Source organism: Idiomarina sp. UBA4206, assembly GCF_002383015.1.
GTDB lineage: Bacteria > Pseudomonadota > Gammaproteobacteria > Enterobacterales > Alteromonadaceae > Idiomarina > Idiomarina abyssalis.
Genome location: NZ_DFTS01000016.1, coordinates 39,914 through 54,846, shown reverse-complemented (window position 1 = coordinate 54,846; position 14,933 = coordinate 39,914). Strand labels below are relative to the sequence as shown.

At 46.2% G+C, this 14,933-nt stretch carries 19 protein-coding genes; 3 read left to right on the top strand and 16 right to left on the bottom strand.

The window, feature by feature from the left end; all coding sequences use genetic code 11:
• The 5 genes from B3180_RS03635 to B3180_RS03615 all read right to left on the bottom strand — a co-directional run.
• A partial coding sequence (locus B3180_RS03635; protein ID WP_286843115.1) for a response regulator occupies nt 1-234 on the bottom strand: 234 nt, incomplete at its 3' end.
• Between the two features lie 92 nt (nt 235-326).
• Entirely contained in the window at nt 327-749 is a 423-nt protein-coding gene (locus B3180_RS03630) for a potassium channel family protein (protein ID WP_286843114.1), read from the bottom strand.
• Between the two features lie 3 nt (nt 750-752).
• Nucleotides 753-3,308 carry an EAL domain-containing protein gene (locus tag B3180_RS03625; protein WP_278358628.1) on the bottom strand — a complete coding sequence of 852 codons (2,556 nt, stop codon included), beginning with the start codon at nt 3,306-3,308 and terminating at the stop codon, nt 753-755.
• Between the two features lie 100 nt (nt 3,309-3,408).
• Nucleotides 3,409-4,161 carry a hypothetical protein gene (locus B3180_RS03620; protein ID WP_278358627.1) on the bottom strand — a complete coding sequence of 251 codons (753 nt, stop codon included), beginning with the start codon at nt 4,159-4,161 and terminating at the stop codon, nt 3,409-3,411.
• 96 nt (nt 4,162-4,257) lie between these two features.
• Nucleotides 4,258-5,031 carry an SDR family NAD(P)-dependent oxidoreductase gene (locus B3180_RS03615; RefSeq protein ID WP_233399471.1) on the bottom strand — a complete coding sequence of 258 codons (774 nt, stop codon included), beginning with the start codon at nt 5,029-5,031 and terminating at the stop codon, nt 4,258-4,260.
• Between the two features lie 138 nt (nt 5,032-5,169).
• Between B3180_RS03615 and B3180_RS03610 the strand changes: the two genes are divergently transcribed.
• Nucleotides 5,170-6,168, top strand: a complete 999-nt coding sequence (locus B3180_RS03610) for an NADP-dependent oxidoreductase (protein ID WP_278358626.1) — start codon at nt 5,170-5,172, stop codon at nt 6,166-6,168.
• A 42-nt stretch (nt 6,169-6,210) separates the two neighbouring features.
• Here the strand turns inward: B3180_RS03610 and B3180_RS03605 are convergent, their stop codons facing one another.
• From B3180_RS03605 to B3180_RS03555, 11 genes are all read right to left on the bottom strand, one after another.
• Nucleotides 6,211-7,173: a calcium/sodium antiporter gene (locus B3180_RS03605; protein WP_054490738.1), complete on the bottom strand. Its 963-nt coding sequence runs from the start codon at nt 7,171-7,173 to the stop codon at nt 6,211-6,213.
• Between the two features lie 25 nt (nt 7,174-7,198).
• Nucleotides 7,199-7,648: an MBOAT family O-acyltransferase gene (locus tag B3180_RS03600; RefSeq protein WP_054490740.1), complete on the bottom strand. Its 450-nt coding sequence runs from the start codon at nt 7,646-7,648 to the stop codon at nt 7,199-7,201.
• A gap of 22 nt (nt 7,649-7,670) precedes the next feature.
• Nucleotides 7,671-7,973 carry a hypothetical protein gene (locus B3180_RS03595; RefSeq protein WP_278358625.1) on the bottom strand — a complete coding sequence of 101 codons (303 nt, stop codon included), beginning with the start codon at nt 7,971-7,973 and terminating at the stop codon, nt 7,671-7,673.
• A gap of 227 nt (nt 7,974-8,200) precedes the next feature.
• On the bottom strand, nt 8,201-8,551 hold the full coding sequence (locus B3180_RS03590) for a hypothetical protein (protein ID WP_222236349.1): 351 nt from the start codon (nt 8,549-8,551) through the stop codon (nt 8,201-8,203).
• 48 nt (nt 8,552-8,599) lie between these two features.
• Complete coding sequence (locus B3180_RS03585) at nt 8,600-8,920, bottom strand: hypothetical protein (RefSeq protein WP_222236348.1); 321 nt, start codon at nt 8,918-8,920, stop codon at nt 8,600-8,602.
• Between the two features lie 34 nt (nt 8,921-8,954).
• On the bottom strand, nt 8,955-9,407 hold the full coding sequence (locus B3180_RS03580) for a hypothetical protein (protein WP_244994805.1): 453 nt from the start codon (nt 9,405-9,407) through the stop codon (nt 8,955-8,957).
• A gap of 110 nt (nt 9,408-9,517) precedes the next feature.
• A complete protein-coding gene (locus tag B3180_RS03575) occupies nt 9,518-10,702 on the bottom strand; it encodes a GGDEF domain-containing protein (protein ID WP_199494034.1) in 1,185 nt (394 codons plus the stop codon).
• Between the two features lie 82 nt (nt 10,703-10,784).
• Nucleotides 10,785-10,997, bottom strand: coding sequence for a hypothetical protein (locus B3180_RS03570; RefSeq protein WP_199494033.1), 213 nt, complete (start codon nt 10,995-10,997; stop codon nt 10,785-10,787).
• Between the two features lie 76 nt (nt 10,998-11,073).
• A complete protein-coding gene (locus B3180_RS03565) occupies nt 11,074-11,514 on the bottom strand; it encodes a hypothetical protein (protein ID WP_278358624.1) in 441 nt (146 codons plus the stop codon).
• 1 nt (nt 11,515) lies between these two features.
• On the bottom strand, nt 11,516-12,415 hold the full coding sequence (locus B3180_RS03560; protein WP_278358623.1) for a lipid kinase: 900 nt from the start codon (nt 12,413-12,415) through the stop codon (nt 11,516-11,518).
• Between the two features lie 235 nt (nt 12,416-12,650).
• The gene (locus B3180_RS03555) at nt 12,651-13,022 is read right to left on the bottom strand and encodes a hypothetical protein (protein ID WP_222236341.1); all 372 of its coding nucleotides are present in this window, start codon (nt 13,020-13,022) and stop codon (nt 12,651-12,653) included.
• A gap of 232 nt (nt 13,023-13,254) precedes the next feature.
• On the opposite strand from B3180_RS03555, the gene greB reads away from it, so the two are divergent.
• Together greB and B3180_RS03545 are read left to right on the top strand one after the other, a co-directional pair.
• Nucleotides 13,255-13,734, top strand: a complete 480-nt coding sequence (greB, locus tag B3180_RS03550; protein ID WP_222236339.1) for a transcription elongation factor GreB — start codon at nt 13,255-13,257, stop codon at nt 13,732-13,734.
• A 63-nt stretch (nt 13,735-13,797) separates the two neighbouring features.
• Nucleotides 13,798-14,933 (top strand): Tex-like N-terminal domain-containing protein (locus B3180_RS03545; protein WP_286843102.1); only part of this gene is annotated, 1,136 nt, incomplete at its 3' end.

Here is a 14,933-nt window from a genome sequence, read left to right as displayed (position 1 = left end):
CAGGTTATTACCTTCGCTGCGTAGACGTTTACAAATAGACAGTCCGTCTTCACCCGGCAGCATCAGATCTAATACCAGTAAATTAAAATTCTCACGGGTCAGCAAACGGTCCATTTGCTCCGAATCCTGCGCGACGCGTACCTGAAAGTTCTGCTCAGTAAGATAACGTTCCAACAAGCTTCGAAGCCGCGCATCGTCATCCACTACCAAAATTTTTAATGTTTCCTGCATCATCAGTTTTGTTTTCCAAGCTGCCGTGCCTTAACCATAAAGATACACTGCTTAGCGGCGTTATAGAAGCAGGCTTCTGTTAGCAAATGTTTCAACTACCGGTGCCAATAACGCTGCATTTCGACATACAGGAAAGAAGCCGTCCAGGTAATTAAAACCAGTCCTGTTAGGCCCTCAACACCGGTTAAGAACCTTAAGGTGCCTGATGGCTCAATATCACCAAAACCCACCGTAGTAAAAACCGTAAAAGAAAAGTACAAGGCATCTAAAAAGCTGCCGTCAAAGTTTCCTACTAAGGTGCCGAACCCTTGTTCGTGGTGCATGAGGTAATAGGCAACAGCAAAAATGGCAACTTCGACAGTGTGAGCGATAATAGCAAGTATGACCCCAAACATGAGTCGAATTTGGCTAAACATTCTCATGTGGGTAATATGCCAGCCTATCCGGTTTAGCGCTTCATAATGAAAAATAACCGCCAAGCCAACCACAATAGAATTACACAAAAAGGATATCAGCATAACTTAATCTTTCTCACTGGAGGTCCAAAAGCTGACCGGCTCTGGCCTTGCAAAATAATACCCCTGAAAACGAAAACAGCCCATTTCCTGAAGCTTAAGCAAATGCTCTTCGGTTTCCACGCCCTCAGCAATAATGTCTAAATCCAGGCTGTTTCCTAAAGCGATTACAGTGCGCACAATGGCTTCGTCACTATTGTTGGTGTGCAAATCCCGAATAAAAGACTGATCTATCTTCAGTGAGTTCAGCGGCAAGCGTTTTAAATAACCTAACGAGGCATATCCCGTACCAAAGTCATCTAAAGCGAACGTGACACCCAGAGCTTTAAGTCGCTCCATGTTGTTCGCAGTATGCTCAATATCGTCAATCAACATACTTTCTGTGACTTCTAATTCCAGCAACTCACCCGGTATGCCTGTTGCCAGCAACCGTTGTTCAATATCTTCAACAAAACCTTCGGTTTTAAACTGACTGGCACTGACATTTATAGCAACCCGCACACCACACTCAAGAGCGGAACGCTGCAACCTCGGGATGCTAGACAACACCTGATCAAGCACTAGTCTGTGCAGGTCGGGCATGAGCCCCTGACTCTCTGCTAATGGAATAAACTCAGCGGGAGAGACCCAGCCAAGCTCCTCATCGCACCAACGCAATAAGGCCTCAAAACCTAAACAGTTTAAAGCCGAATCGGGTGATAATTGTTGGTATTGCGGCTGTAAATAGATTTCCAGTGATTCAGATTTTATCGCTTTTCGCAAAGCTGCAATGAGCTGCTGTCGATAATTAAACTCCCGCTGTATTCCGGTATTAAAGAATTGCAGCTTCGATGCGTTGACATCTTTTGCCTGCGATAACGCCAAATCTGCAGCTTGCATTAAGTCACCCGGACTTTGTGCATCGGAAAACAAGGTAATGCCCATACTCACTGACACTGATTCAAGACTGCCGCCCAGCTTATAAGGCTCCCCCAGCCGCTCTAAAAGTACTTGTAATCGCTGACGTAAATTACTGTCGTCACGTAAACTTTGGCCTTTTTCACTTTTCAACAACACCATGAACTCGTCCGAGCCTAAACGCCCGGCATTGTCAGCTTGGCGTAGTTCAGACTCCAACCTCTGACCAAATAAAATGAGCAGTTCGTCTCCGGTGTCATGGCTAAAGCTATCGTTAATCTTTTTGAAGTGATCAATATCGAGCATAACCAATACGCCGTCTCCGCCGCCACTCTGGTAAAGGTCAAACTCTTCGTTTAAGCGTTCAAGCATAAAACGTCGGTTTGCTAACCCGGTTAAGGGATCAAAGTAGGCAAGAGACTGGATTTCTTCCTTCATATTCTGGTATTCGGAAATATCTGTGGAAATACCGCACAGTCCGATCACTTGGTTCGTTGAATCAAATAGCGGAACTTTAACTGACCAAAATTGATGGATCTCTTTCTCACCGGGCAGATTATTCACCTCACCCTGAGCTAACCGGTGTCCACTCTCCAGCACTTTGCTGTCATAACTCTTAAGCTGGTCGGCCGTGGTCTTATCGAACAAATCATAATCGGTTTTGCCAATAATATCTTCAAGCTCCAGCTTAAACAGCTTTAACACCTGCCAGTTCGCATACTGATATCTTAGGTCTTTATCTTTAATGTAAATGTAGGCTTCAACGCTATCCAGAATGGTATTTAAACGGTATTTACTTTGCGCCAGAGCTTTTGTTTTGTCTGCAACCTTGCGTCTTAACAGCTGATTAAAGAACAGCACGCCCACAGCAAGTAACACCAGTGCTGCTATTATCCACCACACATAGAAAGGAACACTGACTGCTTTTTGTTGAGAACTCCAGCGTTCAATTATTTGGTAATAAACTGAGTTCTCGTCGGCCTTTAAGCGCTTAAGCTCGTTATCTATTGTGGTTAGAATGTCTGAACTTGACTGTTGAGATACGGCAAAAAAGAGTTCACTTGGCAGGAACATGATAGGCGTCATCTGAACGCTTCGGTCAACCACTTGCTGGTTCCCGAAAAACTGATTGGTTGCAACAGCGTTCGCTTTACCCGTGAGCACAGCGTCAAAACCTTCGCTAAAACTTTCCACCGGATAAAGCTGACTTTTTAATTCAAAGCTTTTAATCAGTTGTTGTAAGTAGCTTTCCTGTACAGACCCTTTCAAAACCGCGACACGTTTATTGTTTAAGTCCAGCAGGCTGGTAATTTTTTCATTCTTAGCGGCATACAGTTGCGACCAGCTAAGCAACGCGGCTTCCTCATGAAACTCTGCCCATTGAGCCCGGGCATCATTTTTGGCAACATCCGGAAGAATATCGATTTTCCCCTGCTGCAAAAACGTCAGGCATTGCTCCCAATCGCATTCAACAGGCAGAAGTTGCCAATTGTGGCGCTCGGCAACAACCATTAATAGCTCACCATGAATACCGCTTAACTTTCCGTATTCATCGAACATAATTTTCGGCGGATTATGATACACACCCACTTTGAGTGTTTTATCCTGTGCCATTAAAGGCGCCGCAGCTAATAACAGAAAAATAATAACAAGAAGGTTTCGCAAAAAGATACCTTAAGTTAATAAGTTGTATAGGCCTAGAATAGGCCTATTTCCACGCTGTGAAAAGCCCTGTTACTGCTGCGGACATTTAGTTATCAATAGCTCACTTTCTAAGGAAGTAAGGTAAAAATAGAAGCAACGCAAGTAGACTGACAATAAGCCCGACATAAATCCCGTAACTTAAGGCCGACAGAGTAAACGCGGCGTAGTAAAGAACGTCTAACAGAAGGTATGCCAGAAAAGCGCGTTTGAACCAGCTTTGCTTTGTCCAAAGTCCAACCAACAAAGCCAACTGAAGCGGAACAAAAAGCACCAGTTTCCAGGGCAAACCGTACAAAATCATCTTCTGTATACTATCGGCGTTCAGAATCATTGAAAACGCCATTTCATAGGTACTCGCTATGCCAGCAATGAACACACCAAGGTAAAAGAAACTGAATGTATAAATTAGACCCATGACAAGGTAAAACGAAATCAGCTTCTTCGGCACTTTCGCGCTCGGCGCTGAGCCACTCTGAGTTGCCTGTCGGGTCGCGACAACCGCCACGGCAATAACGTACAACACTTCGGATGCAATATAGAGAAGGCCACCAAACACGCCCACGTCAATCGATCGTGCTATGCGCGATGGTGTCGGCCAGGGTAGTTCAGAATAAAAACCAACCAGATGCAATACACTGGCCAGCATAACCTCCAGTTCGTAGGCAATTGCATCAAACCACTCCATGGGGTAGGTCAGAATATTCGCCAGGTAAATTTGTGATACGGCGCCGACAACAACAGCAAGGCCTAACAGAGCCATCATTCCGGCCGCTGGTGGCATTTGACGGGTTAAAGTAAAATGCATAGCAATCATTAGCAGGTAAGTTCCTTATATTTTTTTGAAAACTATACCTTTTTTTTAATTGTAAGTCTTGTTCACCTATTACTTGCCACCATAAGTAAGGGAACTTTACTGCGCGGTATAGCCCCCATCAATCACTAACTCGGTTCCGGTCACAAATTTAGATTCATCCGACGCCAAATACAGCACGCCGTAAGCAATGTCTTCAGACTCACCAACATGACCAATGGGGTGCAGGCTATCCAGCTGCTTTCTGAACGCATCCACGCCTTCATCAGACTCTTTCCCTAGCTGCTCCACCAGTGGCGTCCAGATAAAGCCCGGGTGCACTGAATTGACCCGAATTTTGTCTTTTGCGTAAATAAGTGCGTCATTTTTGCTCATTAACCTGACGGCGCCTTTAGAGGCATGGTAAGGCGGTAAATCGGCAGCGCCTATCATTCCGTAAATTGATGACAAATTAATAATGCTTCCAGCCCCTGCTTTTTTCATTGCCGGAATGGCGTGTTTTGTACAGTAAAAAACACCACTGACATTAACGTTAATCACCTTATCCCATTCGTCTTTGGTAATTTCGTGCGTCGGCTTATTAACCCCAGCAATGCCGGCATTATTGACTAAGACATCTATCGAGCCGAACTCTTTCTCGATGTCTGAAAAAGCACTGCTTACATCGTCTTCGCTGGCCGTATCTATGTGCCAGTATTTTGCGGTGCCGCCAAAGCCTTTAATTTCATCGACAACTTTTTGTCCTTCGCTATCCGCAATATCGGTTACGGCAACCTTGGCGCCTTCTTTCGCCAGCTCAAGACAAACCGCCCGGCCAATACCTAATGCGCCGCCAGTAACAATGGCAACTTTACCTTCTACTCTTTTCATCATTGTGTCCTCTTTTAGCTCTTTTCCTGAGTCTAGTATGGGTCACAAATCGGCATATAGACAGGAATCAAAGTATAGTGATCTAAAGCAACCTTAATCCGTAGAAAAAGCAAAGTATCTATAAGTTAACAAGGAACCGTTATGACCACCTATAAAGCCATTAACTTGATTAAACGCCCTGAGCCTGGCCCTGTCACAACCGACATATTTGATGTTGTAGAGAAAGAGCTACCCAAAGCTGGCTCCGGTGAAATTCTGATTAAGCAAACACAAATGTCTCTAGACCCTGCCATGTTCGGTTGGATGAGCCCTGATACTGAAAGCTATATTCCCCCCGTTGAACTGGGCAGCGTAATGCGCAGCTCGGGTGTCGGCAAAGTCATTGAAAGTAACCACCCTGACTTTAACGAAGGTGACCGCGTCATGGGTATGATGGGTTGGCAGGAATATGCGTTGAGTAATGGCCAGGGTATTAATAAAGTGCAGGCCGATGTGCCCGACGAAACCGTGCTGTCAGTGTTTGCATTACCCGGTCTGACGGCCACACAAGGACTGTTTAATGTTGGTAAACCTAAGAATGGTGAAACTCTGGTGGTAACCGGCGCCGCAGGTTCGGTTGGATCAATTGTCGGGCAGTTGGCCAAAGCCGAAGGACTGAAAGTGATTGGCGTTGTCGGCAGCGATGAAAAAGCCAACTGGATTATCAACGAACTCGGGTTTGACGGTGCCATTAATTACAAAACCAGTGACTTGCGCGACCAACTAATCAAGCTAACCCCTGAGGGCATAGACTTGTACTTTGAAAACACCGGTGGCGCCATTCAGAACCTGGTCGTTGAGCGCATGAACGCTCATGGGCGTGTCGTGGTTTGCGGCATGATAGCCGACTACGACAAAGAAGTACCAAGCCCTGGTCCAAGCTGGATACCGGTTATTAAAAAGCGCCTGACCATTCAGGGCTTTACTATGCCGGACCATTTTGACGAGATTCCCAGTTTGCTAAGTAAGCTTACACCTTACGTTATGTCTGGAAAAATCAAACACCGTTCTCATATTCTTGAGGGGCTGGAGTCCGCCATTGAAGGCTTGAACCTGTTCTTCACGGGTGAAAACAAAGGCAAATTGATTGTTAAGCTGTAAGCCACTGGAAACTCTTCTCACGCCAGTTTTACCGTATTCGGGTTATCCACCAAATACGGTAAAACTCAGTCCTACGTAAGCTGCGTATCCTAACAGAAGCAGACCGCCTTCAAATCTGCTTAGCCTACGCCCGGTATAAAGAAAAAGTAGCAAAACTAGTGACGCGCCCAGCATAACCCACTGATCAAACTGCAATATTCGTTCATGAACGGGTAGCGGCTGTAACAACGCCGAAATACCGAGTATGCCCAAAACATTAAAAATATTACTGCCCAGAATGTTGCCAATAGCCACGTCAGCATGTCGCCTGAAGGCCGCAATAACTGAAACGGTGAGTTCAGGTAAAGAAGTGCCAACCGCCACAAGAGTCAGCCCAATAACGGCTTCAGAAACACCCAACGACTCGGCAATATCGACCGCACCTTTCAAAAGCACCTGAGAACCGACAATTAACAACGCCAGACCAAACACAATGGCTGCTGCTATACGGAGCTTGGTTGTGGGCAAAGAGGTCACCTCCTGCGCCTCTGCTTTATGCAAATCTGCAGATGGTGCATTTCCGAAACGCTCGGTTCTGTATGCCCAGATCAAATAACTTACCAGCGCCAGCAACAAAATAGCGGCATCAAACCTTGCCAGCGCACTTCCCCCGACAAGCACCAGAAACAAGACTGTTCCGGCAACTACGGTAATACCGTCACGGCGCAGTACCAGCGGCTTCACTGCAAGGGGCGCGATTACAGCACACAGTCCCAAAATAAGCAGAATATTGCCGATATTACTGCCAACAACGTTACCAACAGCTATGTCCGGCCGCTCGTTTATAGCGGCATCAATTGAAACCACTAACTCAGGGGCCGAAGTACCAAACCCGACAATCAGTAAACCGCTAAGCAAAGGCGAAACACCCATACGCTTCGCAGCGGCCAGCGACCCTCGAATAAGGGCTTCACCACCCGTGGTCAACAACAAAACCCCAATAATGACGAACAACGCACTCAGCATAGCTTTAAGCTCCCGGCCAGACACGTTACATATAAAAACTTTCCAATAGATAGGTGGCGGCCAAACAAACGCCAATAAAAGCACTATTAATAACAGCCCTAACTCCCCACGGGAGACCACCGTAGGTAAGGTCCAAATACTTAGTTACCACAACCATAAGACCCATAAATACAAACCACGGTGTAAAAAAGAGGATGAATTGCCACTTAACAACACTAACCGCTATGTCATGCAGACCACCACTGACTGCAAAAGTTATTAAAACCGCGAGCCAAACCGGCAAAAAAGAACTCGCAGGTTTCATGACGTTACGCGACAGATAGTAGCCCCAAATAGGATTCCAATAATGCCAAAACTGCGTAAAAGAGCCCGCACCCAAAGCTCGCTGAAACATATTCTTCATAGAGCCCGACGCGCCTATGGCGACACCATTTCTCTTCTTTACGTACTTAGCCAAGGATACTGCTTTTTGCATATAGACTCCGTATGGTTAGCGCTTAGCTGCCCAGCTGGGTAAAAATACCAACCGCTAGCTCGGCCCACACATACAGTAGCGCTACAACGCATAACCCCGCCCAAAGCAACCAATACTTGCCAGGTACTTTTCTTGCTACCAGCACAAACAAGCTGCTTATTGAAAGCAGCAGAGCTCCCATAACAACAAAGTCGTTAAGCTCCCAGTTAACGCTTGTCGTGAACTGCATGGCAACAAACGGCACGAGTAAAATGCACCCTGAACCTACTGCAATCCAGACAAAAACGTCGTTGCGCATTATTAAGTTAGTGGTTTTGTTTTTCATGTTGAATTAACTCTTATTGGTTAATAGCTCAGCGTTCTGTTTAAGGCGCCTGTGCAGGCTGCCCCTAAAGTTTATAAAACCACAAAAAACAAATCTAAAGCTATAAAAATGATGTTAAATATTATTTCGGGCTTTGCATGTAAGGCGGTGAAATCCGCGGAATCTTGTTAAGGAGCTTAAGAAACTGAGTCATAGCTATCGCTTGCCGAGCCATTCTGATGTTCCCGTTATTTACGCTCAAGCTTGCTTACTAACACCATTAGCTTAGTCTGGTCGATTTCTACTGACGCTTCTTTATCATAAAACACAGTCAGAGTAGGATTAATAACACTCTTCCCAACTTCAACGGCCGCCTGGACCTCAACCGTCTCGCCTTGCGTTGGTGACACGGTTAATTCATAGCGAAAGTCATCACCAACCTTCATGTAAGCCATTTTACCTTCTTCCACGATCATCACTGGCGACTCAACGAGTTCACCGCTTTTAAATACTGAGCTTGAGACCCGAAAAGTATCTGCGGCTAAGCATGGCAACGATGCCAACAGTGATACCGACAGCAAATAACGCCTTGTTTTCATTTCAGTTTCCCTATGTCGGGTAGGCCATAGTGATTTTCCTCATAGTGGCTATTCAACGCTGCGTTTTCTGGAGAATGCCAGACTAATAGCGGCGAGCACTCCTGCGCACAAAAACCAGAAAACAACAATAGATAACCACACCATCATTGAAGCATCTTGAACCCCAAACTCACTAAAGACCACTGCCTGGTCGCTAAAAAAGTGTTCTAACCCCAGCCAAAACGGCGCATTAACCCAGGCTGCTAATAACGCAATGAGAAAGACCGGTTCGAGGCCCAGCTGTATAAATACGGGTGTAACAAGTGGGGGAAGATTAAGCACTAAAGCAACGATTAAAAAACGCCTAAAAAAGCGGTTGGAGGTAAACATGCTCACATCCTTTTGAGTTAACCTGGCCTTCTGCCTACCAGAGCCAACCTACCTGTATGGTTAACTGAGGGCTCGAGAAGTCGCCGCTACCCGCTGTTATTCCGGGTTCAATATAGAAGCCCCCATATTGGAAAGTGCCACTGACACCGGCGTAGTTCCAATCTTCGTCTTCATAGACCCTATAGACAACATCTTGGGTTGAGTAATAAGTAAGGGCGTTATCTTTTATTGTGGAGCTTCCGGCTATTACCTGCCAAGAACGCATTGCGCTGTCACGGTTATAGTAAAAACTGTAACCTGCCTCAATTCCGTAGGCTTTTCCCGTGTATCCAACAGCTAACTGAATTGGGTGCCCGGAAATCTCTTTTTTCATAACCAGGTTAACGCCTCCCGGCGTACCTAAAGCAACACCAAACTGAGTCTCGTCAGGCTCAGCTGCCTGCAGAGTCACAGGAAGCAGAGCAGCTATTGCAAGAAGGTATTTCATCTCATGCCTTTTTTGTTTGTTAACACTTGGCTAACACTAAATGAGAAGGAAACAAAAGGCAACGGTAGAATATGCCATGCATCATATATAGTTAGTGCCGAATAATACCCTTAATCCTTCATCACAACCTGATTTCTTCCGTCACGCTTACCTTCATAAAGTAGGTTATCGGCTCGGGTAATCAGCATATCCAAATCGTCTTCGGCCTTGGCAACAGCAACGCCAATGGTCACACTCAGCTCCAGATCATTTAACTCGTCAGTTGATGACAAGGCTTCTACATTTTGCTTAAGACGCTCGGCCACCGCCTTAGCGTCGGCAGGACTCGTATGAGGCAGCCCCACCACGAACTCTTCGCCACCAAAACGACCTATAATGTCGGTTGGCCGAAGTGAGTGCTGACACACTTCGGCTATCTTCGTCAGAATGACATCACCACGGGTGTGGCCCCAAGTGTCGTTAATACGCTTGAAGTGGTCAACGTCAATCATGAACAAGCAGAACGGAGTATCTTCCAGTCGAGATCTTTGCAGCAAAGCTTCAGCTCGTTTCATAAAGTGACTGCGGCTATCAACACCCGTGAGCGCATCATTCTCAGCCACCATGCGCAACTGCGCCTCTAATGACTTTCGGTGTTTTATTTCCTGCAGTAACTCGCGGTTTTGATCGCGCTCTTCGTTAAGCAAGGAGTACTGCTGACGCTGCAAACGCTCTAACCGCCGCAGCGCCGTGTACCCAACAATATTGGCCATGATAAGCAACAGGCCCAACCGGATTGCGCCTGTGGGAGTTACTCCTGCGTACAACATACTCGCCGCTAAAAAAGTAATACTTAAGAACAGGCTAGCCAGCGCTGCAACCGTCAACAAATTTGGAATAAGCAGATAAAAAGCCATAATAGCGACCACCACTGCGGTGATCTGCGTAAGAAGGCTTTCCGGGCGCAAAGGAACAATCAGAATAATCCCCGTTGCCAGAATCCATAATGGTAACGCGTGCAACCAAGCTTTTTCAGCATAACCACCCCGGTGACCAATAACAAAGGCTAACACCAGGCAGGAGCCCACTACCGCAACGCGCATAGTCAGCAGCGAGTAATACTCTTGCGTTAGTCCCAGAAGGTTGTAATCGGTAATGCCGAACATGGCAAAAATAATAGATACTAAAAGTAGCGCAAGGCGGGAGTCAGACCTAACACTCGATTCAATAGAGTGGCGGTATTTTAACTCTTTATCGGCGTCAAGAAACTGGCCGGTCAGCCAGTGGATATTATTTTGCTTTTGTTGTTGTGACAAAGTCTTACCTGTTAAAACGGTTTTTATTCCAGACAATAAGTGTTAATTCTGACCTTTTCTCCACCGTTTTGCAGTATTTTTCTCACTCTTCCTCGTTGAGCTTCCTTTTTAAAGCCTTGAGGTTGGCGTTAAGCTCTTTAACTTCCAATCGAGACTCGCGTGCTATATCTCGCATGTCCTTAACGCGCTTTGAAATAAGAAAAATAAATATTGGTACTAGTATCCATAACAAGGCAATAGCTAAGTAGGCCAGCCCACCTATAATACCGATGCCAGCGAAAAGCGTGTCTTCCATAGAGTTAGTCTCCTTTGATTCAACCTTTTAATATTTATCCTATAAAAATAATACTCTATTGCTAACTCTATAAAGTCTAGTCTTTCAATGCCTGAATAGATTTTTGAGTCTTGCTTAGGTTTTCAGCCAACGCATCGAGTAATTTTTGATACTCCGCCGACTTCTCACCCAGCTCAGTGCGTTTTACCACAGTTGCTAGTTCTTCATCTTCCTGCAGACATTTATCCAAAATGGCGTTTTTAGAATTCGCAGAGAAAAACTGAGTCAGTTCCCCTCCTATTTTGTGCAGGAGTTCTTTATCAGGGTCAGGTTTAGCCGGTAGCTCGCCTAAGTCTTTAACCACATTTTCAAATGGCTCAATATAGGAGGCTCTTTCGTTGGCAATATCATTAAGCTTACTGGCGAGGTTATCATCCCCAACCACTTTCGCTATCTCCCGGTAGTAATCCGTTGTCTCAATGACTAACTTCAGAATTTCTATACTATCGGCCTGATTATCTGTGCGTAATATCGACATTTTAATCCTTGTTTTCGTTAGGCAGTGGCATATCGCCAACAACAGCTTCAATAGCCTTAGGCATTACCTCGAAATTTGCCGGTGTATCGGTTTTAAACTCACCGTCGGCCTGAATTCGCTTAGCCCTGGAGGTTTTAATGCTAATTTTTCGGGCCTTTTTACAGACAACCCGCTCTGCCTTTTGCAAATTGCCGTTACGAAAATTGACTCCCAGTAATAACAACCGCCACCACCGTATTGGTTTCAAGCAAAATAAGTTCAACTGCCCATCCAGCAGTGTAGAGTCATCATCGACAACGTTTCCGCCACCGTAGTAACGACCATTACCTACCGCCAGGTGAATTGCCTTTACAGACTCCTTCCAACCGTCAGCTTCTATTTGAACTTTAAAACTCTTGTTGCGCTTCATGACGCTGGTAAATGCGCCCAAATACGCAAACACGCCAAAGTATTTCTTCATTTCTGACGTCAGCTCGCGGGTTACCTCTACGCCTAAACCAACATGAGCAACATTCACAAAATAACTATTATTCACCTTTGCCAAGTTTATGCGTTCTCGCTTGTCATTAACAATAGCCTGAGCGGCTGCAACAACGTCATGCGAAATACCAAGCGAGCGCGCCAAGTCGTTAGCTGTTCCCATCGGTAAAATGGCCAAGGTTTGCTTGCTTTTATAGATTGACTCCAACGCCGAACTGATGGTTCCATCGCCCCCGGCAACAATCACCACTCCTTCTTTCTCACGGTAATTTTCAATGCATGAGGCCATATGAGACGGACTTTCAGTGACGCAAACCTCAACCTCAATGCCGGAGTTTCTGAGCAAGTCGGTGGCTTCGGTTAACTCTTCAGAGTGGCCGTTTCTACTCTTCGGGTTGATAACTAACAACGCATGCTGCAATGCTTTACCTCTTCCTGTTATGCACTGCGTTAAATATAAGAGGTTTATTCCAAGGCTTCAAAGCACTGACGGAATATTTACGTTGCTGGGCAGGGTGACAGATGTGTTAAGCAAAAAGTCACACAGGAATTAGTTGTGAGTTCCTTACCGGGACTCAGAAAGTCTCTGGGGGAAACTCGTGCTCTCTCCTTAAAAAGCAAAAACTTACCCATCGATATACATTTAGTATATTTCTTTACGTTCTCTTAAATGTGAAAGTATGACTTTCTACTTTTTTAAATTCCCCAGGAAACCCATTTCCTCCATCGACTCCCCCGAAAGACGTCATGCTACCGAAGTACGGAGATACAAATAGGCCACTCTCATTATTGAAGCTACTCTGCAAAATAATAAAAGTCCCAAATTTAGTCCCCCTCACCTCCTCTGGATTTATTTCTTTTAGAGTCTCCGGTAATTCTTCTTTGGGTATTACGACAACCTCTTCAGATTCAATATCTAACGACTTAACTGCTTGCTCTATGCCTGGTATATTAAAAGCGGTTGTATCAGGGTGCTCAACACATCCAGTTAATAAAAGTAGCAAAGCAGGGACGAAATACCTATTCATTAATCTCTCCTCTGAGGGTTTACATTTGTATACTGCGTCTGCTCATTTTCACTCTAGCGGATGCGCAATATCTGGTTGTTGTTATGTAATTCACATTAAATGAGTTACACGCTGAGTACAACAAAAGGCCATGTACAACTACTTACAATCCCTTACCAATCTCTCATTCCCCTCAACTCCATAACCCAGTAAAATCCCCTAATCATTCAACGCAGGCACAACGAATCAGCGTATGAAAACCAATTTAATTACCCTTGGCGGTTATGAAAAGTTGCAGCAGGAACTCGAACATCTTTGGCGGGTTGAGCGGCGCGAAACCGTGGAAAAGGTGTCGTGGGCGGCGAGCCTGGGTGACCGGTCTGAGAACGCGGATTATAAATACAACAAGCAGAAGTTGCGTAAAATTGATGGCCGCATTCGCTACTTAACCAAGCGCCTGGAACAGGTAAAGGTTGTGTATTATTCGCCACAACAGGACGGCAAGGTGTTTTTTGGTGCCTGGGTGGAAATTGAGGACGAGGACGAGAACGTTCGCGCCTTTCAAATTGTTGGGCCGGACGAGATTTATGATCGCAAAGACGCGGTGTCTATCGACTCGCCCATGGCGCGCGCTCTGCTGAAAAAGCAGGTGGACGATGAGGCGGAGGTTAACACGCCGCAAGGCACCAAGACCTGGTTTATTAATAAGATAAGTTACCAACAGCCCGCGTAGTCAATTCGTGATAGTATTCGTCCCCATTATTTGTCGTAACGTTTTAAAACCAAGAGATGTACTATGAGCCAGATACCGCAATTACTTGCTAATGAACTGAAGGTCGACGAGCGTCAGATTGCCGCTGTTATCCAGTTGCTGGACGAAGGCTCGACGGTGCCTTTTATTGCCCGTTACCGTAAAGAAGTCACTGGCGCGCTGGATGATACGCAGCTTCGCCAGTTGGACGAACGCCTGCGCTACCTGCGCGAGCTGGATGATCGCCGCGCCTCGATCCTCGCCAGCATCGAGGAACAGGGCAAGCTGACGCCCGAACTCAAGCGCGAGATCGACCTCGCCGACACCAAGACCCGCCTCGAAGACCTCTACCTGCNNTTTATTGCCCGTTACCGTAAAGAGGTAACCGGCGGTTTAGACGACACACAATTGCGTCAGCTGCATCAGCGCCTGAACTACCTGCGCGAGCTGGACGACCGCCGTCAGGTAATACTGAAGTCAATTGACGAGCAAGGCAAATTAACCGACGAACTGGCTCAGAGTATTAAAACTGCCGACTCGAAAACCGAGCTGGAAGATTTATACCTGCCCTACAAACCGAAGCGCCGCACTAAAGGTCAAATTGCTATTGAGGCAGGTATTGAGCCGCTGGCGGATTTGCTGTGGAAAGACCCAACACAAAACCCTGAACAAGCCGCAGCTGAATACGTTGACGCGGACAAAGGCTTTGCCGACGCGAAAGCAGTACTCGACGGTGCCCGCGCCATTTTAATGGAGCGCTTTGCCGAACAGGCGGAGTTGCTGAAGCGTTTGCGTTCACACTTGTGGCAGAACGCGCACTTAACCAGCACAGTTGCTGCGGGTAAAGAGAAAGAAGGCGCTAAATTCCGCGACTACTTTGAGTTTTCTGAACTGTTTAAGACCATTCCTTCGCACCGCACGTTGGCGTTGCTGCGCGGTCGTAATGAAGGTTTTTTGCAGCTTTCTATGGACGCTGACCCGGGCAGTGAAGACAAAACCTCCGGCTCGCACTGCGAAGTCATTATTGCTGACTTCCTGAACTTTGAGCACAAAGGTCGTGCTGCCGATGACTGGCTGCGTCAGGTTATTCAATGGACATGGCGGGTGAAGCTGTCGCTGCATATGGAAACTGAACTTATGGCTCGTGTGCGTGAGCGTGCCGAGGAAGCGGCCATTCAGGT